Origin of the sequence: Micromonospora sp. NPDC049171 (assembly GCF_040648275.1) — a bacterium.
In the GTDB taxonomy this organism is placed as follows: domain Bacteria; phylum Actinomycetota; class Actinomycetes; order Mycobacteriales; family Micromonosporaceae; genus Micromonospora.
In genome coordinates this window covers 1-22,180 of sequence record NZ_JBEZDJ010000007.1, presented here as the reverse complement: position 1 = coordinate 22,180, position 22,180 = coordinate 1, and the positions used below count along the sequence as shown (strand labels likewise).

The following is a 22,180-nucleotide window of genomic DNA, read 5'->3' as shown; positions in this document are numbered from 1 at the left end:
CCACCCCCATCCCTGGCCACCAGAGGTCAGGAACGCGGCCGGAACGGGGCGAGCACGGCACGGATCTGGTCAGCCGCACCCCAGTCGTCGTCGAACTGGGCCAGCACGGCGAGGTGTTGTCGCAACTGGACGATCGGCATGCGGGCCCGCCAGTCGCCGTCGAGCGAGGTCCGGTCCGCGTAGACATCGAAGAACCGGCGCGCCTCGGGCGGGGGCGAGGTCGACCACAGGTGGGCGAGGTCGACCTCGGCCCACATGTACGACACCGCCGGGTCGATCAGCGCGGGTTGCCCGTCCGGGGTGGCCAGCACGTTCTGGACCCACAGGTCGCCGTGTGTCAGGCACGCGGGCCGGACCGGCAGCAGGTCGGGCAGCCGGTGACACAGTCGTTCCAGTGCCGCCCGGTCTCCGGCGTCGAGTGCCGCCTGCACGCGGGGCTCCCCGAGCCACCGGAGCAGCCGGTGCTCGGCGAAGAACGCGTGGCCGTCGTCCTGCCAGGTGTTGACCTGGCGGCGACGGCCCAGCCAGTTGTCGCGGTGCCATCCGAAGCGAGGATGGGTCGTGCCCAGGTGCATGTCGGCGAGGAGGTGTGCGAGTCGCTCCCAGAAGCTCTCGCTGTGCGGCCGCTCGTGCAACACCGACAACACGAGCAGTCGACGGTCGGCCAGGAGCACCTCGGGTGTCGCCACGCCGCCGAGCTCGCGCAGGGCGGCCAGCCCTTCGGCCTCCGCGAGGAAGACCCCGTCGTCCGGCTCGTCGGCGAACGCCTTGACGAACACCGGCGGCGCGTCCCGGCGGGTGACCATGCCCGCGAGCGCCGCGACCCCGCCGGCCACCGGCTGCACCGTGACGACCTCGCGCATTCCGGCTTCGAGGAGGCGCTCCAGCAGGATCGTCGTCGAGCGCATCAGAACGCACCCCCCACCGTCGGCGTGCTCGGTCGCCCAATCCTAGGGCCTGTTTTCATCAGGGCGGTCGAGCCGAGGCGGAGTCCGGGCGGCGATCCGGCAAGGCGCGGTTTCGTCCGGATACCGGTGTCGTATCCGGACGAAGCCGCAACGCCGCCGGTCGTCGTTCGGGCCCGCCGCAGGCCGGCCAGTCCTGATGAAACAGGCCCTGAGGGCCTGGGGACCCCGCCCTCACTCTGGCGAACGCGTCTCCTGTTCGTCCACGAGTTGGATGATCGTCTTGCCGGGGGTACGACGGTCGGGGGCGAACGCGGCGGCCGTTTCGGAAAGTGGCCGTACCGCGCCGACGAGGGGGTTGAGTCGCCCGTCGCGGAGCCGCTCGGCGAGGTCGGCCAGTCGGGCGCGATCGGGTTCGACGACGAAGAAGATGGCTCGCCCGTCTCTTGGCTGGACGGTGGGCGGCTCGGCGATGGTGACCAGGGTGCCACCCGGGCGTACCAGTGCGGTCGATCGTTCGAGGATGTCGCCGCCGATGACGTCGAACACCACGTCCACCTCGCCGACGTGTCGCAGATCGTCGGCGGCCAGGTCCACGAAGGTCTGCGCACCGAGAGTGCGCGCGACAGCACGGTCGCCGGCCCGACCGGTCGCGATCACGTGGGCGCCGACCTCTCGCGCGAGTTGGACGGCGATCGAGCCGACGCCGCCCGCGGCACCGTGGATGAGGACGGTCTGGCCGGTCGTGAGGTGGGCGTGGTCGAAGAGTCCCTGCCATGCGGTCAGCCCGGAGATGGGCAGCGCCGCGGCCACGGTGTGGTCGATGCCGGCCGGGAGCGGGGCGAGGTTACGCGCCTCCACCGCGGTGTATTCGGCAAGGGATCCGTTGCGGGCCCAGTCGGTCAGGCCGAACACCCGCTGGCCGACGGTGAGGCCGGTGGTGCCGTACCCGAGTTCGACCACGACCCCGGACAGTTCGTGCCCGGGGATGGTGGGGGTCCGGTCACGGCCGGCGCGATCGGACCACGTTGCCGGCCAGTCGAGCTCTCCGGGAGTGAAACCCGCGGCGTGTACGCGGACGATGACGTCGTTCTCCGCGGCGTGCGGGTACGGCATGTCGGTCAGGGTGAGCCCGCCGACACCCGCGGTACGGTCGCGTACGGTGATCGCTCGCATGCTCGAAGCCTCTCCGGGAAAGTTCGTCGACACGTCGTGCTGGGGGACCGGCCGCTCAGCTCGGCCAGGGCGACCCGATGATGCGCTCGACAGTCGTCACGCGCTGGAAGCCCGGGACGAAGTGTTCGAGGATGTCGGAGTTCACTGTGCCGTTCGTGGTTTCCGGGCGGTTCTTCAGCCCGTCGACGTGGGCGCGCAGAAACCCCTCCTTGAAGTCACCCCGTGGGTGGGCGGCGAGAATTTCGTCGAGCTGATCGCGTTCCAGGCCGTCCAGGCCGAGGCCGAGCACGTCGGTCAGGACGCCGAGGTAGGTGGTCGCGATCTCCGGGCCCATCCGGTCGGGGATGCCCGGCGAGGTGTGCAGCGCGATCGCCGTCCAGACGGTCTCGGCGGCGGCCGTCGGGAAACCCCGGTCCAGGAGGAATCTGCGGGCGTGGTCGGCGCCATCGATCTCGAAGCGCTGCTCGGCGTCGGAAAAGGGGGTCAGGAGGCCGGAATCGTGGAACAGGGCCGCCAGATAGAGCAACTCCGGGTCCGGTTCCACGCCAAGCTTGCGCGCGTGGATCAGGCCGAAGAGAAAGACCCTCCGGGAGTGGTGGTAGATGAGAGGTCTGGTCGTTTCCTGAATGTGCCTGGTCGCCTCGGCGACCGCTGTGGTGTCCGGAATCTCCAACCCCGCGATGACCTCTGGCATGGTCTCTGACCTTTCGGGACAAGTGTTCGTACCTGTTGACGACCCTCATGCTGCCTTCCGATCGTCGTACGCCGCCGCCTTTGTCCGGCCAGGAATCCCTCATATCCGGACGGGGTGAGATCGCGGACGTGCGACCCGACACCGGCGGTCGTGCTACCAATGATTGGTGTTCATTTCCGCTGTTCGGCGAACCAGTGGCGGTCGAGGCCGGTGGGGCGCCTCCCGCCGCGCGTGTTCGGCCTCGCGCGGGCCGCGGTGGTGAACGTCGGCCCCCATTCCGTCGCGATACTCGTCTACGACGGAGTGACGTTGCTGGACATCGCCGGTCCGGCCGAGGTGTTCAAGGAGGCGAACCGGTTCGGCGCCGACTACCGGATCATGCTGCTGTCGCCGACCGGCGCGGACGTCACGTCGAGTCTCGGGGTGCGGTTGGCGGTCGACGGTGCGGTCTCCTCGAAGCCGGCTTTCGACACACTGCTGGTGGCGGGATCGGACCATTATCCGCGCGCCCACGTCCCCGCCGACCTGGCGGACGCCGCACGGCTACCGGCGGCCGCGGCCGGCCGGGTCGCGTCGATCTGCACCGGGGCGTTCGTCCTCGCCGCCGCCGGCATTCTCGACGGCAAGCGCGCGACCACGCACTGGCAGGTCGCGCACGAGCTGGCCGTCCGGTGTCCGACCTGCCGGGTCGAGCCCGACGCGATCTACGTTCGCGACGGGACCACGTACACCTCGGCGGGGGTGACGGCCGGCATCGACCTGGCGCTCGCTCTCGTCGAGGAGGACCACGGGCCCGGCCTGACGCGCGACGTCGCCCGTGCCCTGGTGGTGTACATGCAGCGTGCGGGCGGCCAGTCCCAGTTCTCCGCGCCGTTGCAGGGGCCGCCGCCCCGCTCGCCGGCCCTGCGGAGAATCACCGACGTGGTGACGGCGAACCCGCGCGCCGACCATTCGCTCGGTGCACTCGCGAAACACCTCAACGTGAGCACCCGGCAGCTCACCCGGCTCTTCCACGACGAGCTGTCCACGACTCCGGCGCGCTACGTGGAGAACATCCGATTCGACCTGGCCCGGGCGATGCTCGACCAGGGCCACTCCGCGACGCAGGCCGCGACTCTGGCCGGGTTCCCCAGCTACGAGAGCATGCGCCGGGTCTTCGCCAGGAAGCTGTCGCTCAGTCCCGCCGCCTACCAACGGCGGTTCAGCACGGCTCGCCGCGCCCGCGAGGTGGGCGGAGCACACCCGTAGGGCCGGCTTCAGGACCGGTTGCGTGGCTGGGCCAGGAAACGCAGATACTCCACCCGGTCGAACGGGTTGCCGTCGGTGCGCGGCCGGCACGGCGGGTCACCGGACACCGGGCTGTCCCCGCCGGGCGTCGACGACCACAGCCCCTCGCCGCTGGACAGGTCCGGTAGCCGCCGCTGCGCCTCCGGTTCGAGCCGCGCCGGCAGCACCCCGCCGATCCGCCAGCCGGCCGCGATCTCGTCGGTGCCGTCGATCCGGGCTCCGAGCCGCCCCAGGTACGCCGCGACCGCGCCGAGCCGGTCGGCCGGCACCTCCGCCTCGAACCGGCGACACGGCTCGAAGACCCGGGTGCCGGCCTCGGCGAGCGCGCGCATGAGGACGTACGGCGCCAGATCGCGGAAGTGCCCGGCCGTGGTGATCGGCGACCAGTAGCCGCTGTGCGTGAGGGTGACTCGGATGTCGGTGACCGGCCAACCGTGCCGACCCTGGTCGAGAGCGGCCCGGGTGGCCTCCTCGATGGCCTTGTGGAACGACAGCGGCAGCGAGCCGAGTTCGACCTCCAGCCGGTACTGCACCCCGGAGTCGGGCTCGACCCGGAACCCGACCGTGCCGAGGAAGCCGTGCCCGATGATCTCCACCGCCGTGCCGGTGCCGGTGGGCCGCTCGACGTGCATGAGTCGGCCCGGCCCGAACTCGGCCTCGATCCCGTACGTCTCGGTCAGCGTGGCGGCCAGCACCTCGCGCTGTACCTCGCCGTAGAGCAGCACGCTCGTGCCGCCGTCCGGGGCCACCCGGGTCCGGATGAACGGGTCGGTGTCCGCGATGTCCAGCAGCGCGGCGTGCAGCGCCAGCGTCCGGGCCGGGTCGCGGGGTCGGACCACCGCCTCCAGGGTCGGCGCCGGGAAGTGCGACCGCCCGTCGAGGCCGGCCGGGCTGCCGAGCTGGTCGCCGAGGCGTACCCCGGTCAGGCCGGCCACCCGCGCGATGTGCCCGGCGGTCAGCGCGGCCGGCGGATCGTCCCGCCCGGTCTGGGCGTGGTGGGTGGCCGTGCCGATCACGTCGAGCCGGGTGATCCGGGCGCGGGTCGTGGTGGTCCGCCCGTCCGGCTCCCGGCGGTACGCGACGACCCGCTGGCGGGCCCGGAGTTGCCCGCCGTACGACCGCAGGTACGCCACCCGTTCCCCGGCGGGGTCGCGTTCGATGGCGAAGACCCGGGCCCGCGGCTCGGACTCCGCCGGAGGCGACGCCGGGAGCAGGGCCGCGATGGCGTCCAGCAGTTCCGGTACGCCGGCTCCGGACAGCGCCGAGCCGAACAGCAGCGGGTGGACCTGCCCGGCCGCGACCTGCGCCCGAAGCACCTCGTCGATCCGGTCCGGGTCGGGCGGCAGGTCGTCCACCAGGTCGGTCAGCAGCTCGTCGTCGTGCTCGGCGAGGGTCTCGGCGAGACGGTGGACGCTGCGGTGGTCGTACCGTGGATCGTCACGGCGGAAGGCGGCCTCGGGGGTGCCGGGCGCGTGGACCGTGCCCAGCGGGGCGACGGCCGGGGTGAGCAGGCGGCGCACGTCCCCGACCAGCTCCTCGGGGCGGGCGCCGGCCCGGTCGATCTTGTTGACGAAGATCAGCGTGGGTAGCCGGAGCGACCGGAGGATCCGCATGATCCGCCGGCTGTGCGGTTGCACCCCCTCGACGGCCGACAGCACCAGGATCGCCGCGTCGAGCACCCCGAGGGCGCGCTCGACCTCGGCCACGAAGTCGCTGTGCCCGGGGGTGTCGAGCAGGTTGACCTGGCGGTCGCCCAGCCCGAACGCGGCCACGGCGCTGCGGATGGTGATGCCCCGACGGCGTTCGATCTCGCCGGTGTCGGTCTGGGTGGTGCCCGCGTCGACGCTGCCCAGCCGGTCGATGGCGCCGGTGGCGTGCAGCAGGCGTTCGGTCAGGCTGGTCTTACCGGCGTCGACGTGGGCGACGATGCCAAGGTTGACGGTCTGCATGGGCTGACGGGTCCTCGAAAACTCGCGTCCGGATGGGCGGGAAGATTTCGAGTCCTCGCATCGCCGTGCTCCCGTCGGTCGTTCGTGCCTGTCGTGGCGCCGGACCGATGGTGGCCCGGATCCGTCTTCCGGCAACGCTGGCACGGCCGGGACCGGCCGGTCCACCGAAATAACTGTCAGCCGGCCGGCACCCACCCGGACGGGTGACGCTTGATTAGATCGTCTTCCGTCAATAGATTGAGGGTGGGCGCCGCCGGGGTCCGGGTGACCGGGCCGTCGGCGACTGACAGGTCCACCCCGAGCCGGGCACCGCGGTCGTACGCACCGACCAGCCGTTGTGGCGCACCGCCGCGCCGCACCCAGGGCGCACTGCCGTGCCGCGTCCGTCCCGGACGCGCGTCGCCGTGCCGCCTCCGTTCAGCTCGATGGCAGAAGGACCTCCCATGACGATTCTCCGCGCCCGCTCCGCTTCGACCCTGGCGGTCGTCGCCGCGCTGGCAGCCGTGACCGCGACCGGAACGGCCCTGCTCACCAGCCCCGCCTCGGCGGCCCAGGGCTGCCGGGTCGACTACACGCCCAACCAGTGGTCCGGCGGATTCACCGCCAACATCAAGGTGTCACCCGGCGACACCGCCGTCTCCAGTTGGACAGTCACCTGGACGTACGCCGGAGACGAACGCGTCACGAACGGCTGGAACGCCACCGTCAGCCAGTCCGGCTCGACGGTGACCGCCCGCAACGTGTCGTACAACGGCAGCATCCCGGCCGGCGGCGCCACCGAGTTCGGTGTGCAGGGCACGTTCGGGTCCAGTGGCGGCGCGCCGACCGGGTTCAGCCTGAACGGCGTACCGTGCAACGGCACCGGGCCGACCCCCACCACCGCGCCGCCGACGACGCCCCCGCCGACCAGCGCGCCGCCGACGACACCCCCGCCCACCACCCCGCCACCGACCACCCCGCCACCGACCACGCCCCCGCCGACCACGCCGCCGCCGGTCGGGTGTGCCGGGGCGGTGCTCTGCGACGGCTTCGAGAACCAGACCGGCTCGACACCGTCCGGCGACTGGACCGTGGTGAGCCCGGACTGTTCCGGTGCCGGCACGGCCACCATCGACACGACCACCACGCACAGCGGCAGCCGGGCGGTCCGGATCAACGGCGCGGCCGGCTACTGCAACCACGTCTTCATCCGCTCCACCAAGAATCTCGGCAGCGTGGGCAGCGTCCGGTACGGCCGAATCTGGGTCCGCCACACCACCGCCCAGCCCACCGAGCACACCACGATGATGGCGATGACCGACGCCGCCGACGGCAACAAGGACCTGCGGATCGGCGGCCAGAACGGCGCCCTGCAGTGGAACCGCGCCTCCGACGACGCGACCCTGCCCGAGCAGAGCCCCGCCGGGGTGGCCCAGAGCGTGCCGCTACCCACCAACCGGTGGGCCTGCCTGGAGTTCATGGTGGACGGCTCGGCCGGTCAGCTCCGTACCTGGCTGGACGGCACCGCCATCGCCGGGCTGACCGCGGACGGCGTACCGACGCACGACATCGACGGCCAGTGGTACAACCGCACCTGGCGGCCGCAGCTCACCGACCTCAAGCTGGGCTGGGAGAGCTACGGCGGCGGGGCCGACACCCTCTGGTACGACGACGTCGCGATCGGGTCCAGCCGGATCGGCTGCTGACCTCCAGCTATCGGAAGGAGGGGTGCGGGGATCGTCGCCACGAACGATCTCCGCACCCCTCTCGTCGCCGGGGCCGATCTCCGCATCCCCCTCGTCGTCGCGGCCCCGGGGTCGACGAAGCACCCGCGCGGCTCGTGGTCAGCCGCGGCGGCCTGCCCACAACGGGCTGTCCACGTAGTGGTTGTCGTAGCGGTCCTGGGTCTCGCCGACGTCCTGCCAGGTGGCTTCGCCCCGGTGCACCCTGTCCAGGAGTCGGTAGTAGTCGAACCGAGGCTTCCCGGGGGTGATCACCACCAGGAAGTCGGCGTCCTGTCCGTCGGCGGGGGCGAAGGCGTGCGGGGTGTTCGGCGGGACGAAGAGCGTGTCTCCCCGGTGCAGGGTGTGCAACTCGTCGCCGACGAGCATCTCCAGGGCGCCGTCGAGCACGAAGAATAGCTCGCCGGAGTGCGTGTGCAGGTGTGGTGGCGCGCCGTCGGTGCCGTGCCTGAGCAGGGTGCGGTTGCTGGTCAGGGCGCCGCCGGTGTGCTCCGGGTCGAGAAGCAGTGTGATCACGCTGGCGGGGTCGCTGTCGAGAACCTCGGCCTGGGCCGCGCGTACCAGTGTCATTGTCGACTCCTTCGACGATCGCTGAATCCTAGACATTAAATGTCCAGAACCCGTCGACGCCAGTGAGCATGACACTCGTCCCAGGTTCTGGACAGGTAAAGTCCAGAATCATGCGGATGAGCCAGGGTGTCGAATGGGCACTCCACACGTGTCTCAACCTGAGCTGGCTGGACGCGCCGGTGCCAACGGGCACCCTCGCCGCGTTCTACGAGCTGCCCCCGGCCTACCTGAACAAGCAGCTACAGGCCCTGGTCCGGGCCGGGATCCTGACGTCGACCTCGGGGCCGCGCGGGGGCTTCCAGTTGGCCCGTGCCCCGGGTGCGGTCTCCCTGCTGGACATCGTCGCCGCGATCGAGGGCCCGGAGGAGCTGTTCCAGTGCGACCAGATCCTCCGCAAGGGGCCGGGCGAGCATGCGGGCGTCGACTATCGGCAGTCCTGCGCGTTCGCCCAGGCCATGCGGGGTGCCGACCTGGCCTGGCGGCGGGAGTTGGCCGGCCGGACCGTGGCCGACGTCCGGGCCGACGTCGAGCGCGGGTACCCCGAGGCGGCCGCCAACACCCGGGCCAGGATCGCCGAACTGCGCTAGTGCGGCGGGCCGGTGCGCCGGCACCGGCCCGCCGAGCGGCCTTGTCGTTCGTCAGGATCGGGTGGGCTTCAGCTCCCGGTGCAGGTGGCGGTGGTGCCGCTGCCGTTTCCGGTGCCCTGGAATCCGAAGCTGGTGCTCTGACCCGTGCCCAGTCGGCCGTTGTAGCTCTGGTTCGCGACGGTGATGGTGCCACTGGTACCGCTGGCGACGCCGTTCCACACCGAGCTGACCGAAGCTCCGCTGGGCAGGTTGAGGGTGACCCGCCAGCCGGTGAGCGCGGTGGTCCCCGCCGTGACGGTGACGGTGGCGACGAACCCGCCGTTCCACTGGTCCTGAACGGAATAGGCGGCGGTGCAGGCGGGGGTGCCGCCGGGCGGAGGCGTGGTCGGCGGCGGCGTGGTGGGCGGGGGTGTGGTGGGCGGCGTGCCGTCGTCGAGCGTCAGGTTCTTCTGCTGGACGCTCCACTGGCTGCGGCAGAGGCCGCAGTTCGGGCCGACGAAGTTCCCGCCGGCGGTGGTGTCGCCCTTCAGCCGCCACTTGAGGTAGAGCACTGCCACCCGGCCGAACTCGCCGCCGTTGGGCTGGTCGTACGTGCCGCCGTGCCCGACGTTCAGGTTGCCCATGAAGGCGGGCAGCCCGGCCGGCAGCTTGCCCCAGTCGTCGATGGCGTTCGGGTAGGCGATGTCGCTGGGCCCGCCGACGAAGTAGGCGATCGGTTTGGTCAGCCGGCGGAGTTGGTAGTCGTCGGCATCGTTCAACAGGCCGCTGCTGAAGATGCCGGTCGTGGTGACGCGCGGGTCGTTGGAGACGGCGTAGGCCTCCAAGCCCCCGCAGGAGAAGCCGGCGACGGCGACCTTCGTGGTGTCGATCCTGTTGAAGTACTTGCTGCCCTGCCGGGAGTTCTCCGCGACAGCCCAGTCGATGGACTGGGTGAGCATCTGGGAGTTCGTGGAGCCGGATCCGTTCGGAGCCCCGTTGGCGATGGCGAGGAAGCCGTGGGAGGCGATCTCGCGGAGGAAGTTGCCCTGGGAGAGGCCGTTGGCCGAGCAGCCGCCGTTGCCCCAGACGACGATGGGGAGCCGTTCGGACGGGAGTGTCTGCGGCCGGAAGATGGTGTGGTTGGCCAGGCTGGCCGAGGTCTCGTAGTCCGCGGGATACGGGCCGGAACCGCCGACCGCGGCATCGGCGGGTGTCGCGCCGAGCGCCATGAGCACGGATGTGATCGGGACGACGGCGGCGGCCAGGCCCACACAGATCTTGGATCTCGTTCTCATGTACCCCTCCAGCGGATGACGCGACGGCGCTCCCTGCGGCGGCGGTGGGGCAGGCGCCCCTCGACCATGGTCGTCAGCGCTGGTCACGGGCCAGGTCGACGTGGGCGGGTCGACCACCCGGCCGCGGTTTCCCGCAGGCGATCCGAGGGGAGCGGTATGCAGTTACTATCACTCTCGCAATGAAAAGTGTCAATGTCTCGGCGGTGTCGTCAGCCCCCATGGGGTGGGCCGGCGCGCGTGCCACCTGTCGGTTCCGGTCGCGAGGGATCTCTCGAAGCCTGGAAGTGGGTGATCCACGACGAGGCGTCCGGCCAGTGCGGTGTCGCCACCTCGACGAGACGCGCCTGCGCGAGCGAGCCGAGCGTGGAGTGGATGTCCAGGAAGATCTCCCTGGCCTCCCGACGCGGCCAGGGCGTCGGCAGCAGGTGCTGGGGCAGATCCGGGTCGAGGTCCGCGAACCTCCGCCAGGAGTCCATGGCGGACGTCCGGGCGACAAGCGCCCTGGCCGGGGCCACCTCCCCGTTGCGGGCCGCCACCCGCAACTCGGCGTACCGCTCGATGAAATCCGCGTACGCCGACGCGAGGGCGCCCAGGTCGTACGCGGACGCCGGGCCGTGCGGCCCGGCCTCGTCGTCGAACCGGACGTGCAGGACCGACCACCGCGCACCGCCGACCTGCTGCAGCAGTTCGCGCAGCGCCTCCCGCACCGGCGCGGCATCGGATCCGGGCCGGATCCACACGCTGTCGTACAGGCCCACGAACCTCAGTTCGCTCAACGCCCTGCGCACGGCGTGCCGGGGCGCCTGGCCGGCGCTCGGAACCGAGAAGGAGGCCATCACCCAGTCACCGGTCCAGCGCGGCGGCTGCGCGCCGAAGGTCAGGAAGTGCCGCATCCGGGAGCGATGCCTGGCGATCGCCGTGGGCGTGAGGTGGTAGACCGGTGGCCGCCGGTTACCCCGCGCCGCGATGAGACCGCGCTTCACCAGCCGGGACAGCGCCGCACGGGCACTGGACTCGCTGACACCGAACTCCCGCAGGATCGCGATGACCGCCGTGGACGGCAGTTGGGCATCCGCGGAGTCGAGATACTCGCCGAGCACCGTCGTCAGCAGATGTTGCGGGCTGGACCCGATCTGGGCTCGGGGGACTCGGACGTCGTCGGCGGGCTCGTGGGCACTCACCTCCGCTCACGCCCGAGCCGAACTCGTGCCCACGATGTCGATGGCGACCCGCAGAGGTGTTTCCGCCCTGTCGAGCAGTTCGAGTGTGATCGCGATCGCCTGGATCATCCCCACCTCGTGCTCGGCCAGGAACGTTTGGACCGCGTCCATCCCGTCGCTCTGGAGGATGGGGCGGCATTGCTCGACCAGCGCTGTCCAGCGTGCGGCATCTTCGGTGCCAAGGCCGATGACGTGGTCGAACACGACCTCTCCTTTCACGCTGACTGGCGGGATGCACGCATTGAGCCTCAGACGAGGAAGGCCGCGATGCGGAACTTCCCGCTGCTACCCGCCTCCGCGCAGACCCCACTCATCCAAACCCGAGTAGATCAGGCCGGCGCGGACGACCGGCGCACCGAGACAGATGGACTCGCCCGAGTAGATGGAGATCAGCGAGTCGGCGCCGCGCCACCAGACGTCTGCCAGTCCGCGAACTTCTGCCACTGGTTCGAAGTCGTGCAACTCCAGGTGATCCAGTGCCTCGCCGGTCACCTTCGTGATCTGCTTCGCCCAGTGCGCGGCGTGATCAGACAGGGCGACTGATTCGACCCAGCCTTCCACACTGGCGTGGAGTGGCACCCACCGTCGGCCACAGTGGATCCCGAACTCGCCAGCCGGGCCGATCATGAACGAATAGGGAACGGCTGTCCGTTGCGGGCCGGCTTCGAACCACCATCCCGAAATCGCGGGACCATCTGCCGTTTCCGCCGGTGAACCTTCGGGGATGCCGACCTGAAAGTATCTGGGGCCGCCGTCGTACTTCGGTGCCGGTGGCAGGACCAGGCCGCCCCACCGACGCTGGAACGCCACGGCGCGGTCGATCTCGTCGGCCGGGACGCCCGACTCCAGCCAGGCGGAGCGGTGTTGCTCGACGTCCGGCAGGTCGGCTTGAACCCCGTCGGCGACAATGAACGACCGGGCTCGTCGGGTCAGCCCTTCCGGAACGTGGTGAAAGAGATTCAGCCTCACCGGTTGGACCCTACCTACCGTCAGTAAAGGGGGCCGGCAGCGGCCGTCGGTCGGGTGCTGAGGGCGTAGCCGGCGGTCGTGACACCCAGCGCCACACCCCAGCCGAGGAAGACGAGCAGTGTGGCGGTGACCGCCCAGCCGTCCCACACCTCCGACCACCGCAGCTCGCCCGTGACTAGTCGGTCGACGACCACCGCGGTGCTGAGCACGCCGTAGGCGACAAGTGTGAGCGCCACCATCCCGGCCGGGATCACCGCCAGCAGCCGGGGCACCCGTCGACCGCCGAGCCCCGGCACCCAGCGCGGAAACTGCTGCCCCCACCGCTGCACCAGCCCGAGAACGAGCAGGCCGGCGAGCGGTGGGGCGAGAGTGAGCGCCACGCCCGTCGCCGTCGACAGGTCGCGGTGGATGTCGTCCAGCTCCCGCTCCGAGATGCCGAACGGAACGCCGAGCACCCAGAGCCCATGGGGTACGGCCCAGCCGACCACCGGGAGAGTGACCGCCACGTACGCCCAGCGCCGTGTCCACCGGGGCACCGGCCGGTAGCCGGGGGTCACCGGTCCGCGCCGGGGACCGGACGCGTTCGCCAGCCCGGTGAACAGGATGCCACCGGCCAGCAGGGCGAGCCGGGCGCCGAGGTCACGCCAGTCCGAGGGACGTCCCGTCAACGCCGCCGGGACCTCGAAGAGCAGGTGCAGCGGGAACGCGCCGACCAGGAGCAGCGCCGCCGCCAACCAACTGGCCGTGGTCGCGGGGCGGCCGGGGGAGCGGAGTACGCCCACGACCACCACCGCGAGGGCGACGAGGATCGCCACCGCTCCCCAACCAGCCCAGAACGGCAGTGTCTCGACGTGGTCGGCGCCGCATCCCCCCGCCGGATCGACCAGGTCGGTCCGGTCGCAGGCGGTGTACGCCCACCGGCCACCGGCGATCCAGAAGAGGCGCAGAGCCAGCTCGCCGAGGAGGAAGGCGCCGCACGCCACCGCCCACGGTCTGGCCCGGTTGGCCACTGCGAATCGGTACGTTCGAGCAGTACGGTCGGACATCCCACTCCCCACGGACGGTGCCGCGCCGGCACACCGGGCCGCTCGTCGCCGTGCCCGCTGTCCACACCGGAACCCAGCAGGCACCAACCGGCAGCCATGGATCGATGATCTGTGGCGCTGGGCGACTCCTCCTCCCCCGGCAGAGGGGACTGCGCTCCCTCGGCGAGGTGACATCCGCGCGCCGGCCGGGTGTCGTGTGGCACGAAGACCGGCACCCCGGAGTGACAGATGCCGAGCGGGCCCTGGGCGCGTCGTACCGGAAGGTCGCCGAGGCCAAGCAGAAGGCGGCAGGGATGGCCGTGATGGACACGCGGGCAGCACGGAAGGCCACCATGGACGGCAGGCGACGAGCACCACGCCGAAGGTCAGGGCCCGACTTCCTGGGCAGGCTCGCGCGGAAAGGGCGGCGGTGGCCAGCCTACGGACGTTTGCGGTAGCCGGGTGTGGTGGCCTTCAGTGACCACACCCGGCACCCTTGTTCACGCGTCGATTTTGCCGGACTTGATCCCTTGGACGAAGTCGATCCACTGACCGGCGCTGAACGCTAGCACCGGTCCAAGCCGATCTTTGGAGTCCCGGACCATGACTACCGGGGATGGCGTGGCAACCTCGACGCAGTTCCCCTCGTTGCTGCGGGTGCTCGTCTTCCAGTTGAGCGTGGTCATGTTAGTTCCTCTGCGATCGATGCCATGAGTTTGCGAGACTGCGCTTCGGTCAGCGCCGGGTTCTCCATGATGTCCCACGCCTCCCCGTACGTTGCGACCTCGGCGGGCTTGTCGAGGTAGAGCGCACCCGTGAGGCTGTCGGAGTAGACGATCGACGGCTCGGCTCCCCCCTCGAATTCGAGGATCGTGAACGTGCCGCTGGTCATGTTGCCCCGGTGCAGGCCCCCGGCCAACGGAATCACTCGCAGCGAGACGTTCGGCTGCCTACTGACCCTGATCAGGTGTTGTAGTTGTTCTGCGTCCACCTCGCCGCAAGACAGCCTCCTCAAGCAGAACGTCGAACTGCGGAGCGGGTGGTGCCGAGCGTCAGCAGCGCCTGACGACCGAGACGCACGGCTAGCCGTCGCTCGATCTAAGCCGTATCGGTGGGCGTTCAACCGGCGGTGTCGGAGTAGACCTCCACGTCGTAGAGCAGTTGCACGTGCCGGCGGCCGTTGGTGATGCCGACGAAGGTCGGGTCGCCGGCCGGGGTGCGGCCCTGACGCCACACCTCCGCGCGCGCCGCCTCCCGCGACTCGTGGTGGGTCCTGCCCTCCTGGTGCAGTTGGAGAACGCGACGGGCGGTGATCCGGTCGCTGTCGAGGTGCACACGTAGCAGCGGCATTCTCCGACCTCCCTGCCGACCGGCACGGCCAACCTTCGTTTGTTCAGCTAGCTTACCGATGTTAAGTCCCCTGTCCAGTGGACTAGGGTGGTGCCATGACCACCGCAGAGCCGGGCGTACCGTCGATGCCCACGGCCGGGCGACGAGACAGCCGCACGTCGTCGCCGGTATGGCTGCGCGCGGAGTCACCCCGTCCGGCACGAAGAGCGCCGCTGACCCTCGGGCGCATCGTGGACGCGGCGGTGACACTGCTGGACGAGCGTGGCGTCGAGGGTCTGACCATGCGCGGCCTCGCCCAGCAGCTCGACGTGACGGCTACCGCCCTGTACTGGCATGTGAAGACCAGGGACGACGTTCTGGACCTGGCCGTTGACCAGATCTTCGGCGACGTGCCCATCCCGGACGTGAGCGACGACTGGCTGGAGGACGCCCGCCTGCTCGCCCGAGCCTGGCGCGCCGCCATGCGGCGGCATCCCTGGGCGCCGAACCTGGTCGGACGTCCGATGCTCGGGCCCAACGTCCTCGCCCGTACCGAATTCCTGCAGTCGGCGCTGGTGCGCGGCGGCTGCCACGGACTGCAGCTCGCGGTGGCCACGCGGATGCTGGCCAACTACGTCATCGGCGCCGCGCTCACCGAAGCCACCTGGCACCAGACCGCGGATCCGCACGCCCGGGCCGCGGCCCGCGACCACATCGCCGCGAGGGCCGACACCTACCCGACCCTCGACGCCTCCGGCCATCTCGACGACACCCGATGGGACGACGACCTGCTGTTCGAGGAGGGCCTCGACGGCATTCTCCGGGCAGCGGCACGGGCCGGGTTGCCGGAATGACCGGCGCGCCGCCGGCGTGACCGTGGGAGAGCGGGGTCGGCAGTCGAGCCGAAAGGCCCGGAGCCACCGGCTCCGGGCCTTTCGGTTTCGCCCTCTGCTCAGGGACTGGCGCAGGTGGTGGTGGGCGGGGTGGCGCTGTCGCCGGTGGCGGTGAACCCGAAGGTGGTCGACGCGTTCGGGGCCAACGTGCCGTTGTAGGCGGCGTTTCGGACGGAGACGCTGCCGGTGGTGCCCGTGTTGGTGCCGCTCCAGAGGCTGCTGATGGCCTGGCCACTGGCCAGGGTCAGGCCGACAGTCCAGCCGTTGACGGTGGCGGCGGTGTTGTTGGTGACCGTGACCTCACCCTGGAAGCCGCCGGGCCAGTTGTTGACCATGCGGTAGGTGGCGGCGCAACTGCCCGGCTCCCCGGTCGGCGGAGGCGTGGTCGGCGGCGGAGTGGTCGGGGGCGGGGTGGTCGGGGGCGGGGTGGTCGGCGGGGGCGTCGTCGGCGGAGGGGTCGTGGGGGGAGTGGTGGACTGGAACTGACTGAAGAATCTCCAGATCTCCCCCGAGGTCCAGGTCCTGGAGTCGTTCGGGCTGGACCCGTCGACCGGGCTCGGGGTGTGGTCTCCGTCGAACGCGGCCCACTGCACGGGATAGCCGGCTCGGCAGCCCGTGTAGGTGGTGGTGATGTGGGTGCCGCTGCCCCGGCTCGGTTCGCGGGGGCTCTGGGCGGTGCAGCCGTTGTTCCTGACGAACGTGTCGCGCAGCGCCCGACCCTGGGAGATGTTCAGCACGCTGTCGTAGATGCCGTGGATGCCGAAGTAGGGGACGGGTTGGGTGCCACCGTTGCAACCACTGAGATTGGCGCCGGACAGGACGGCGACCGCGCGGATGACTGTGGGTCGGGCACAGGCCACGGCGTAGCTCATCGCGCCGCCGTAGCTCCAGCCCAGGGCGAAGCGTTGGGTCGTGTCGACGCAGAGGTCGTTCTCGACCTGTCGGGAGATGTCGTCGAAGAGGGTCAGGTCCCGACCGTTGGTGTTGGCCCAACCGGCGTTGATGCCCTGGGGCGCGACGAAGATCGTGGTGTTGTTCGACAGCGGCGCGAGCCCGTAGTAGCCGGCCGAGGCGACGTTGTTGGCCGAGCCGTTCAGCCAGTGGAAGCCGAAGATCAGCCGGTAGGGCTTGTTTCTGTCGTACCCGTCCGGGATCCGCAGGATGTAGGTGCGACTCTGGCCGCTGCTCTGGATGGTGCGTGTCCCGTTGGTGAGCGTGGGGGCCTTGCCGCAGCCGGCGGTCGCCGCGAGCGTGCCGTTCGTCGCGGCCACCGCCTCCGGGCCGAAGCCGCCGTTGAGCACGCCACCGGCGGCCGCCGCGAGGAGAACCGCCGCGCCCGCGATGAACGAGAAGAGCTGTCTATGCTTCGCCATTGCTTGACTCCTTGCCACTGGTGGTGGTGCGGGACCGGCTCCGGCGACCGCCGGCCGCGCCCGTGGTGACACCGGGGAGGTGGATGACGGTTGCCGGCCCGTGCGGCGTGCGGGGCCGTACCGTCGCTGCCGGGTGTCCGCCGCGACGGGCGTGGGAAGCTGGGGTGTGCGGCCGGAGACCGGGGTCGTCCGGCAACCGCCCGCGGTCGCCTGGCATCGGCGGAGCGGCCCGGACTGGTCACCGACTGGCAGGGGCGGCCGGAGGGCGTCGCCCTCGGCGTGCCGATGTCGATCGGCTGGGTGCTGGGAAGCGTGCCCTGCGCCCCCGCGCCGGAAAGATAGCATGTCATCGATGTCTCGCTCAACCGTCCGAGGGCACACCCCCCACAACAGGCCGCAAAAGGCCTAGGAGCGAGGAGTCGCAATGAACGTGGCTACCCTGGTCGGCGGCCTTGTCGCACTCTTCATCGCCGCGGCGGCGCTCGTGAGCCTACGCAGGCGCGGTCCAGCATCCGGTTCCGTTGGTCTGCTGCTGAGACTCCTCGCGGTCGCGGCCACCGCCTGGATCGTCATCGCGCTGCTGCCGTTCACGATCGACGACAGTGGCGGTGCGGTCAGCTATCTGCTCGGTGTGCCGGTGGTCGCGGCCGGGTGTCCCCTCGTCGCCGACCTGACCCACCGCGCGGTCGGCATCACCACGACGGTCTCGGCGGTGGTGCTGCTGCTGTGGGCACTCCTCCTGGGCCTCGGCGTCGGTCTCTGGTTCGTCCTCCCGGCTCTGCTGCTGGGGATGGCCGCGATCGCCACCGTGCCGGGCCGAGGCGCGGCGGTGCGGGGAGGCCGGGATGCCTGAAGCCGCCTGCCGCCCCGAGGTGCTGCGGACGATCAGTGCTGCCGCCGCACGTCCGCCAACCGCTCGACGAGGAAGGCACGCTCCACATCGTTGTCGGTGAGGGTCAGCGCCTCCTCGTAGGCGGTCACGGCCTGGGGCCACCGCCTCAGCTGGCGCAGGAAGTCGGCGCGGGCCGCGCTCAGATATCCGTAGGTGGCCAGGGCCGGGTCGGCGAGCATCGGCGTGAGCGCGTCGAGGCCGGCCTCGGGGCCGTCACGCAGCCCGATCGCGACGGCGCGATTGAGGCCGACGACTGGCGACGGCCACAGCCGGAGCAGGGTGTCGTAGAGCCCGACGATCTGGTTCCAGTCGGTGTCATGCCAGGTTGGCGCCTCGGCGTGCACGGCGGCTATCGCGGCCTCCAGGGCGTACCGGGTCGGTGGCCGTCGGCGCAGCGCCTCGGTCAACAGGGACAGGCCCTCGCCGATGAGCTGCCGGTTCCAACGGCTGCGGTCCTGCTCGGACAGCAACACCAGCCGCCCGTCGGCGGACGTGCGGGTGTCCTGGCGTGCCGTGGTGAGCAGCAGCAGTGCCAGCAGGGCGCTGACCTCCGCGTCGGTCGGCATGAGCAGGTGCAGCATGCGGGCCAGACCAATCGCGCAGTCCACCAGGTCCTGCCGCACCAGGTGCGCGCCCACCGGCGCGGTGTGGCCGGTGGTGAAGATGAGATGGACGACCTCGAGTACGGCGCCGGTCCGCTCACCGAGCTGGTCAGGCCCCGGTACCCGGTACGGGATGCGGGCCGCGGCGATCTTCCTCTTGGCCCGGGTGATCCGCGCGGCCATGGTGGTCGGCGGCACCAGGAACGCACGCGCCACCTCCGGGGTGGACAACCCGCACACCAGGCGCAGGGTCAGCGCGACCCGCGCCTGCCGGGACAACGCGGGGTGCACACAGGTGAAGATGAGGCGCAGCCGGTCGTCGACCAGGCCATCATCGGGGCCCGGCACCGTCTCGTCCGCGACGAGCAGTGGCATCTTGCGACGGAACACCGACTCACGACGCAGCACATCCCGGGCCCGGTTGCGGGCGATGGTGGTGAGCCAGGCACCCGGCCGGTCGGGAATGCCACTCTCGGCCCACGTCTCCAGGGCCTGCGCGAACGCGTCCTGGGTGCACTCCTCGGCGAGATCGAGGTCGCGGGTCAGCTGGGCGGTGGTGCTGAACACCTGGGCCCAGTCGCGGCGGTGCGCCTGGGCGACCGCCGCGACGACCGTGTCGTTCATCAGTGGTCGACCACCGGACGGATCTCCACACCGCTGTGACCGGCGCGCACCTCGGGCAGCAGTGCCGCCAGAGTCAGCACCTCGTCCAGGTCGGCCGCCTCCAACAGGTAGTAGCCGCCCAGCGCCTCCTTGGTCTCCAGGAACGGGCCGTCGGTCGTGTCGAGCTGGCCGAGTGCGTCCGCCCGCAGCGAGGTGGCCGTGGGCGCCGGTTCCAGCTGCTGCCCGCCGAGGACCCGCGCGCCGGCCTCGGCCACGAACGCCACGTGGGCGGCGTCGTGGGCCTTCCACTGCTCGTCGGTCATCGCGTCCCACTGCTGCGCGTCGCCGTAGATGAGGATCATGTACTTGGCCATGTCTGGCATCCCATCGTGTGCTGGCCCCCGTCGGTGGTGGCCACTACCTAGACGACGAGTTCGCGGAGCCCCGGATCGACAGCCTGGCGAAATTTCTCCGTTCGAACCCGGCGCGGCCGTCGGCCTCAACAGCAGTCCCTAGGCCACTCCGGTCAGGTACATCCGACGTCGTCGAGGCTCGAACTTCTCGATCGCGTACCGCAGCATGACCCGTGGCATGACCTGGTAGCGCCCGGCGAGGAACCGCTCCGCCGCCGCCCGGTCACGGTTGCCCACCTCGCGCAGCATCCAGCCCACCGCCTTCTGCACGAGGTCGTGGGGGTCGCGCAGGAGCTGGTCGCCGAGCCGGAAGGTCCACTGGAAGTCGCCGGCCCTGATGAAGGCGAACGTCGCCATGATCGCGATGCGCCGGTCCCACACGAGGCTCGACGCGGCCAGCCGATCCAGGACGCCGCGGTCCTTGTCGAGCAGCCAGGGCCCGACGATGTACGGCGCGGACGAGTCCACCAGATCCCAGTTGTCGATGCGGTCGGTGTTGGCCAGGACGATGTCGAAGATCTGGCCTCGGGCCTGCTCGTCGCCCTTGGCGAACTTGCGCACCAGGACGAACAGCGCCGTCAGCCTCTCCTCGTGTACGTCGCCGGCCAGCAGGTCCGCCGTTGCCGACAGAGGAAGATCGCGCCAGTACCGGGCGGCCACCTTGCGCTGTTGTGGCACGGAGACGCCGATGGCGCGGTCGCCCTCGGCGTACCCGCCCGGGGTCATCTGGAGAAACCGGCTCGACGCCGCCGCTCGGTGCGGGTCGGCGAGGCTGGCGAGCTCGGCACGGACGTCGGCGATCGTGGCCATCACCGCCCAACCTACCGGGACCGCCGGGCCGGCCATGACCTCCGACCGAGCCCTGGCGGTTCGGCAGCTTCCGGCACCGACGGCGGTGCCGCCTCCGTGAGTCTCACGGAGGCGGCACCGCCGGTCGGGTGGTGGTACGGGTCAGTTGCGGGTGGACCAGCGCTGGTTCTGTTGCCCGTTGCAGGCCCAGAGGAGGAGCTTGGTGCCGTTGGCGGTGCCGGCGCCGCTGGCGTCGAGGCAGAGCCCGGACTGGACGCCGGTGATGGTGCCGTTGGAGTTGATGTTCCATTGTTGGTTGGTGCCGCTGTGGCAGTCCCAGATGATGGCCTGGGTGCCGTTGGTGGTGCCCTGGCCGCTGGCGTCGAGGCACTTGTTGCCCAGCACCTGCAGTTGTTTGCCGGCGGTGTGGGTCCAGCGTTGGGCGGTGTTGCCGACGCAGTCCCAGAGTTGGACCTGGGTGCCGTTGGTGGTGGTGCCGTTCGGCACGTCCACGCACCGGTTGGACTGGGCGCCGACGAGCTGGACGCCCTGTTGCGGGTTACCGCCACCGGCCGGCGCGTACCCGGCGGCGGCGATGTTCGCCTGTACCGCGTCCTCGGTCGCGGCGGTCGGGTAGCCGGAGGTCAACACACCCTCGAAGAAGGTGCCCCGACCGGAGACACTGTTGTCGCCGCCGATGCCGAGGAGGATGGCGCCTTCCTTCTTCATCGGGTGGTAGCCGTTGGGGCGACGCCCGTCGAAGTAGGTGGTCAGACCGCCCGACTGGGCGCTTCCGCCCCGGATCGCCCAGTGGTTCGGTTCGCCCTTGACCATGGCGGTCACGAAGCGGTGGTTGATCGGCGCGATGTTGTTGTACCCGGCGTTCACGCCGGAGAAGAGACCCCACTCCAGGTCGGCCATGACCCAGGGCCCGGCTCCCGCCCCGTAGCCCCACTGCTTGTTGGCGCCGAAGTAGACAGTCTCCATGATTGCGCGCTCGTCGGCCTGGCCGTCCGTCTGCGCGTTGCCGTAGTCGAAGCAGCACCACTGGTTGTAGTGCGTGCCGTCGACGACGGCGTAGATGCCCTCGGGCTGGTCGCCGGTCGCGACGCCGTTGGTGTTGTTGTTGCGGTAGCCGGTGCCGGGAGCGATGTAGACGCCGTAGGCCTTCTGGCCACCGATGGTGATCGGGGCCGCCTTCGCGTCGGCCAGGTTGTCCCATCCACCGGGCAAAGGGCCGGGCCAGTAGCCGGGAGGTGCCTGGGTGAGGCGGTTGTTGCGGCCGGACTGGTCGTAGAGGATGGTGATGACGCAGTTGGTGTTGGCGCAGAACGTGTCCTGCGTGGCGGCGTCGGCGTAGCCGCCCGCGCTCTGCACACCGATATCGCGGGTGGTGTTGTCCGACGAGCGGCGAACCTGGTAAAGCGGGCCGTTGTACGCGCCATAGAGCGCGCGGGTGGTGCTGTGCGCGGCGACGCACGGGGTGCCACCCGAGGCGTAGATGTCGCACGGTCCCGTGCCGGCGGCGCGGGCGACACCCGGCGCGTCCGAGACCACGTAGATACTGGCGCCTACAGCGAGAACCAGCAGGGTTCCCGTCGCGGCGAGCAGACGACTCAGTCTTCTCTTCACATTCATTGGATCCTCTCGGCGGTGTGGTGGAGCGGGGTGGTGGCGGTGGAACGGGGGCTGACCGGCGTGGAGGTCTGCTGCGGCGAGGACACGGCCTCCGGCGAGGCGTGCGTGGAACAGCTGCTCGTGACACATCCCGACGTCACGGCCATCGCCACCATCAACGAGGCCGCGCTGCCCGGAATGCAGCGCGCGCTGACCGGTGGCGGCACCGCCGGCGGTGGGGCCACCGCGGTGGGCAGGGGGGGGTGACCGCGGCTGGGGTGGTGGGTCGGGT

At 70.7% G+C, this 22,180-nt stretch carries 24 protein-coding genes; 6 read left to right on the top strand and 18 right to left on the bottom strand.

All coding sequences use genetic code 11. The features are described 5' to 3' along the window. Positions 1-26 precede the first annotated feature (26 nt). The 3 genes from AB0B14_RS10795 to AB0B14_RS10785 all read right to left on the bottom strand — a co-directional run bounded on the left by AB0B14_RS10795 (position 27) and on the right by AB0B14_RS10785 (position 2,775). Positions 27-908 (bottom strand): fructosamine kinase family protein, encoded by an 882-nt coding sequence (locus AB0B14_RS10795; RefSeq protein ID WP_357522308.1) that lies wholly within the window; start codon positions 906-908, stop codon positions 27-29. Between the two features lie 231 nt (positions 909-1,139). Next, the gene (locus AB0B14_RS10790) at positions 1,140-2,081 is read right to left on the bottom strand and encodes an NADP-dependent oxidoreductase (protein ID WP_357522307.1); all 942 of its coding nucleotides are present in this window, start codon (positions 2,079-2,081) and stop codon (positions 1,140-1,142) included. Between the two features lie 55 nt (positions 2,082-2,136). After that, positions 2,137-2,775: an HD domain-containing protein gene (locus tag AB0B14_RS10785; RefSeq protein ID WP_357522306.1), complete on the bottom strand. Its 639-nt coding sequence runs from the start codon at positions 2,773-2,775 to the stop codon at positions 2,137-2,139. Positions 2,776-2,985: 210 nt separating this feature from the next. On the opposite strand from AB0B14_RS10785, the gene AB0B14_RS10780 reads away from it, so the two are divergent. Next, positions 2,986-4,023: a DJ-1/PfpI family protein gene (locus tag AB0B14_RS10780; protein WP_357522305.1), complete on the top strand. Its 1,038-nt coding sequence runs from the start codon at positions 2,986-2,988 to the stop codon at positions 4,021-4,023. Positions 4,024-4,031: 8 nt separating this feature from the next. Here the strand turns inward: AB0B14_RS10780 and AB0B14_RS10775 are convergent, their stop codons facing one another. Next, positions 4,032-6,011 carry a GTP-binding protein gene (locus tag AB0B14_RS10775; protein WP_357522304.1) on the bottom strand — a complete coding sequence of 660 codons (1,980 nt, stop codon included), beginning with the start codon at positions 6,009-6,011 and terminating at the stop codon, positions 4,032-4,034. A 443-nt stretch (positions 6,012-6,454) separates the two neighbouring features. Here AB0B14_RS10775 and AB0B14_RS10770 point away from each other — a divergent pair, with 443 nt between their 5' ends. Further along, on the top strand, positions 6,455-7,696 hold the full coding sequence (locus AB0B14_RS10770; RefSeq protein WP_357522303.1) for a cellulose-binding domain-containing protein: 1,242 nt from the start codon (positions 6,455-6,457) through the stop codon (positions 7,694-7,696). Between the two features lie 138 nt (positions 7,697-7,834). Here AB0B14_RS10770 and AB0B14_RS10765 read toward each other — a convergent pair whose 3' ends face one another. Next, positions 7,835-8,302 (bottom strand): cupin domain-containing protein, encoded by a 468-nt coding sequence (locus tag AB0B14_RS10765; protein WP_357522302.1) that lies wholly within the window; start codon positions 8,300-8,302, stop codon positions 7,835-7,837. A 116-nt stretch (positions 8,303-8,418) separates the two neighbouring features. On the opposite strand from AB0B14_RS10765, the gene AB0B14_RS10760 reads away from it, so the two are divergent. Then, the gene (locus AB0B14_RS10760) at positions 8,419-8,889 is read left to right on the top strand and encodes an Rrf2 family transcriptional regulator (protein WP_357065151.1); all 471 of its coding nucleotides are present in this window, start codon (positions 8,419-8,421) and stop codon (positions 8,887-8,889) included. Between the two features lie 68 nt (positions 8,890-8,957). Here AB0B14_RS10760 and AB0B14_RS10755 read toward each other — a convergent pair whose 3' ends face one another. The 8 genes from AB0B14_RS10755 to AB0B14_RS10720 form a co-directional block, all read right to left on the bottom strand. Beyond that, positions 8,958-10,163: a cellulose binding domain-containing protein gene (locus tag AB0B14_RS10755; RefSeq protein WP_357522301.1), complete on the bottom strand. Its 1,206-nt coding sequence runs from the start codon at positions 10,161-10,163 to the stop codon at positions 8,958-8,960. 209 nt (positions 10,164-10,372) lie between these two features. Next, complete coding sequence (locus AB0B14_RS10750; protein WP_357065154.1) at positions 10,373-11,344, bottom strand: PaaX family transcriptional regulator C-terminal domain-containing protein; 972 nt, start codon at positions 11,342-11,344, stop codon at positions 10,373-10,375. A gap of 6 nt (positions 11,345-11,350) precedes the next feature. Beyond that, on the bottom strand, positions 11,351-11,587 hold the full coding sequence (locus AB0B14_RS10745) for a hypothetical protein (protein ID WP_357065156.1): 237 nt from the start codon (positions 11,585-11,587) through the stop codon (positions 11,351-11,353). An 81-nt stretch (positions 11,588-11,668) separates the two neighbouring features. Further along, complete coding sequence (locus AB0B14_RS10740) at positions 11,669-12,352, bottom strand: hypothetical protein (RefSeq protein WP_357065157.1); 684 nt, start codon at positions 12,350-12,352, stop codon at positions 11,669-11,671. Between the two features lie 20 nt (positions 12,353-12,372). Continuing rightward, entirely contained in the window at positions 12,373-13,362 is a 990-nt protein-coding gene (locus tag AB0B14_RS10735) for a hypothetical protein (protein ID WP_357065159.1), read from the bottom strand. Between the two features lie 515 nt (positions 13,363-13,877). Continuing rightward, positions 13,878-14,063, bottom strand: coding sequence for a DUF397 domain-containing protein (locus tag AB0B14_RS10730; RefSeq protein ID WP_357522300.1), 186 nt, complete (start codon positions 14,061-14,063; stop codon positions 13,878-13,880). Then, entirely contained in the window at positions 14,060-14,500 is a 441-nt protein-coding gene (locus AB0B14_RS10725) for a Scr1 family TA system antitoxin-like transcriptional regulator (RefSeq protein WP_357522299.1), read from the bottom strand. The genes AB0B14_RS10730 and AB0B14_RS10725 overlap by 4 nt, the downstream gene beginning before the upstream one ends. Further along, the gene (locus AB0B14_RS10720) at positions 14,497-14,727 is read right to left on the bottom strand and encodes a hypothetical protein (RefSeq protein ID WP_357065168.1); all 231 of its coding nucleotides are present in this window, start codon (positions 14,725-14,727) and stop codon (positions 14,497-14,499) included. Before AB0B14_RS10720 ends, AB0B14_RS10725 begins: the two co-directional genes overlap by 4 nt. Before the next feature lie 95 nt (positions 14,728-14,822). Between AB0B14_RS10720 and AB0B14_RS10715 the strand changes: the two genes are divergently transcribed. Then, positions 14,823-15,560, top strand: coding sequence for a TetR/AcrR family transcriptional regulator C-terminal domain-containing protein (locus tag AB0B14_RS10715; protein WP_357522298.1), 738 nt, complete (start codon positions 14,823-14,825; stop codon positions 15,558-15,560). A 98-nt stretch (positions 15,561-15,658) separates the two neighbouring features. Here AB0B14_RS10715 and AB0B14_RS10710 read toward each other — a convergent pair whose 3' ends face one another. Then, positions 15,659-16,972 (bottom strand): cellulose binding domain-containing protein, encoded by a 1,314-nt coding sequence (locus AB0B14_RS10710; RefSeq protein WP_357522297.1) that lies wholly within the window; start codon positions 16,970-16,972, stop codon positions 15,659-15,661. Positions 16,973-17,396: 424 nt separating this feature from the next. Between AB0B14_RS10710 and AB0B14_RS10705 the strand changes: the two genes are divergently transcribed. Then, complete coding sequence (locus AB0B14_RS10705; RefSeq protein ID WP_357522296.1) at positions 17,397-17,825, top strand: hypothetical protein; 429 nt, start codon at positions 17,397-17,399, stop codon at positions 17,823-17,825. A 32-nt stretch (positions 17,826-17,857) separates the two neighbouring features. Here the strand turns inward: AB0B14_RS10705 and AB0B14_RS10700 are convergent, their stop codons facing one another. The 4 genes from AB0B14_RS10700 to AB0B14_RS10685 all read right to left on the bottom strand — a co-directional run bounded on the left by AB0B14_RS10700 (position 17,858) and on the right by AB0B14_RS10685 (position 21,909). Further along, the gene (locus tag AB0B14_RS10700) at positions 17,858-19,090 is read right to left on the bottom strand and encodes a sigma-70 family RNA polymerase sigma factor (protein WP_357522295.1); all 1,233 of its coding nucleotides are present in this window, start codon (positions 19,088-19,090) and stop codon (positions 17,858-17,860) included. After that, a complete protein-coding gene (locus AB0B14_RS10695; RefSeq protein WP_357065178.1) occupies positions 19,090-19,443 on the bottom strand; it encodes a YciI family protein in 354 nt (117 codons plus the stop codon). The genes AB0B14_RS10700 and AB0B14_RS10695 overlap by 1 nt, the downstream gene beginning before the upstream one ends. Before the next feature lie 138 nt (positions 19,444-19,581). Continuing rightward, on the bottom strand, positions 19,582-20,292 hold the full coding sequence (locus tag AB0B14_RS10690) for a DNA alkylation repair protein (RefSeq protein ID WP_357065179.1): 711 nt from the start codon (positions 20,290-20,292) through the stop codon (positions 19,582-19,584). Positions 20,293-20,433: 141 nt separating this feature from the next. After that, positions 20,434-21,909 (bottom strand): arabinofuranosidase catalytic domain-containing protein, encoded by a 1,476-nt coding sequence (locus tag AB0B14_RS10685; protein WP_357522294.1) that lies wholly within the window; start codon positions 21,907-21,909, stop codon positions 20,434-20,436. A 33-nt stretch (positions 21,910-21,942) separates the two neighbouring features. Here AB0B14_RS10685 and AB0B14_RS10680 point away from each other — a divergent pair, with 33 nt between their 5' ends. Continuing rightward, complete coding sequence (locus AB0B14_RS10680; protein ID WP_357522293.1) at positions 21,943-22,155, top strand: hypothetical protein; 213 nt, start codon at positions 21,943-21,945, stop codon at positions 22,153-22,155. The last annotated feature ends 25 nt before the right edge of the window (positions 22,156-22,180 follow it).

Coding starts and splice junctions, on each gene's coding strand:
- AB0B14_RS10690 (WP_357065179.1), bottom strand. CDS start 20,292: ATGGCCACGATCGCCGACGTCCGTGCCGAGCTCGCCAGCCTCGCCGAC.
- AB0B14_RS10790 (WP_357522307.1), bottom strand. CDS start 2,081: ATGCGAGCGATCACCGTACGCGACCGTACCGCGGGTGTCGGCGGGCTC.
- AB0B14_RS10695 (WP_357065178.1), bottom strand. CDS start 19,443: ATGGCCAAGTACATGATCCTCATCTACGGCGACGCGCAGCAGTGGGAC.
- AB0B14_RS10715 (WP_357522298.1), top strand. CDS start 14,823: ATGACCACCGCAGAGCCGGGCGTACCGTCGATGCCCACGGCCGGGCGA.
- AB0B14_RS10760 (WP_357065151.1), top strand. CDS start 8,419: ATGAGCCAGGGTGTCGAATGGGCACTCCACACGTGTCTCAACCTGAGC.
- AB0B14_RS10795 (WP_357522308.1), bottom strand. CDS start 908: ATGCGCTCGACGACGATCCTGCTGGAGCGCCTCCTCGAAGCCGGAATG.
- AB0B14_RS10765 (WP_357522302.1), bottom strand. CDS start 8,302: ATGACACTGGTACGCGCGGCCCAGGCCGAGGTTCTCGACAGCGACCCC.
- AB0B14_RS10775 (WP_357522304.1), bottom strand. CDS start 6,011: ATGCAGACCGTCAACCTTGGCATCGTCGCCCACGTCGACGCCGGTAAG.
- AB0B14_RS10770 (WP_357522303.1), top strand. CDS start 6,455: ATGACGATTCTCCGCGCCCGCTCCGCTTCGACCCTGGCGGTCGTCGCC.
- AB0B14_RS10720 (WP_357065168.1), bottom strand. CDS start 14,727: ATGCCGCTGCTACGTGTGCACCTCGACAGCGACCGGATCACCGCCCGT.
- AB0B14_RS10730 (WP_357522300.1), bottom strand. CDS start 14,063: ATGACCACGCTCAACTGGAAGACGAGCACCCGCAGCAACGAGGGGAAC.
- AB0B14_RS10700 (WP_357522295.1), bottom strand. CDS start 19,090: ATGAACGACACGGTCGTCGCGGCGGTCGCCCAGGCGCACCGCCGCGAC.
- AB0B14_RS10755 (WP_357522301.1), bottom strand. CDS start 10,163: ATGAGAACGAGATCCAAGATCTGTGTGGGCCTGGCCGCCGCCGTCGTC.
- AB0B14_RS10685 (WP_357522294.1), bottom strand. CDS start 21,909: ATGAATGTGAAGAGAAGACTGAGTCGTCTGCTCGCCGCGACGGGAACC.
- AB0B14_RS10710 (WP_357522297.1), bottom strand. CDS start 16,972: ATGGCGAAGCATAGACAGCTCTTCTCGTTCATCGCGGGCGCGGCGGTT.
- AB0B14_RS10705 (WP_357522296.1), top strand. CDS start 17,397: ATGAACGTGGCTACCCTGGTCGGCGGCCTTGTCGCACTCTTCATCGCC.
- AB0B14_RS10785 (WP_357522306.1), bottom strand. CDS start 2,775: ATGCCAGAGGTCATCGCGGGGTTGGAGATTCCGGACACCACAGCGGTC.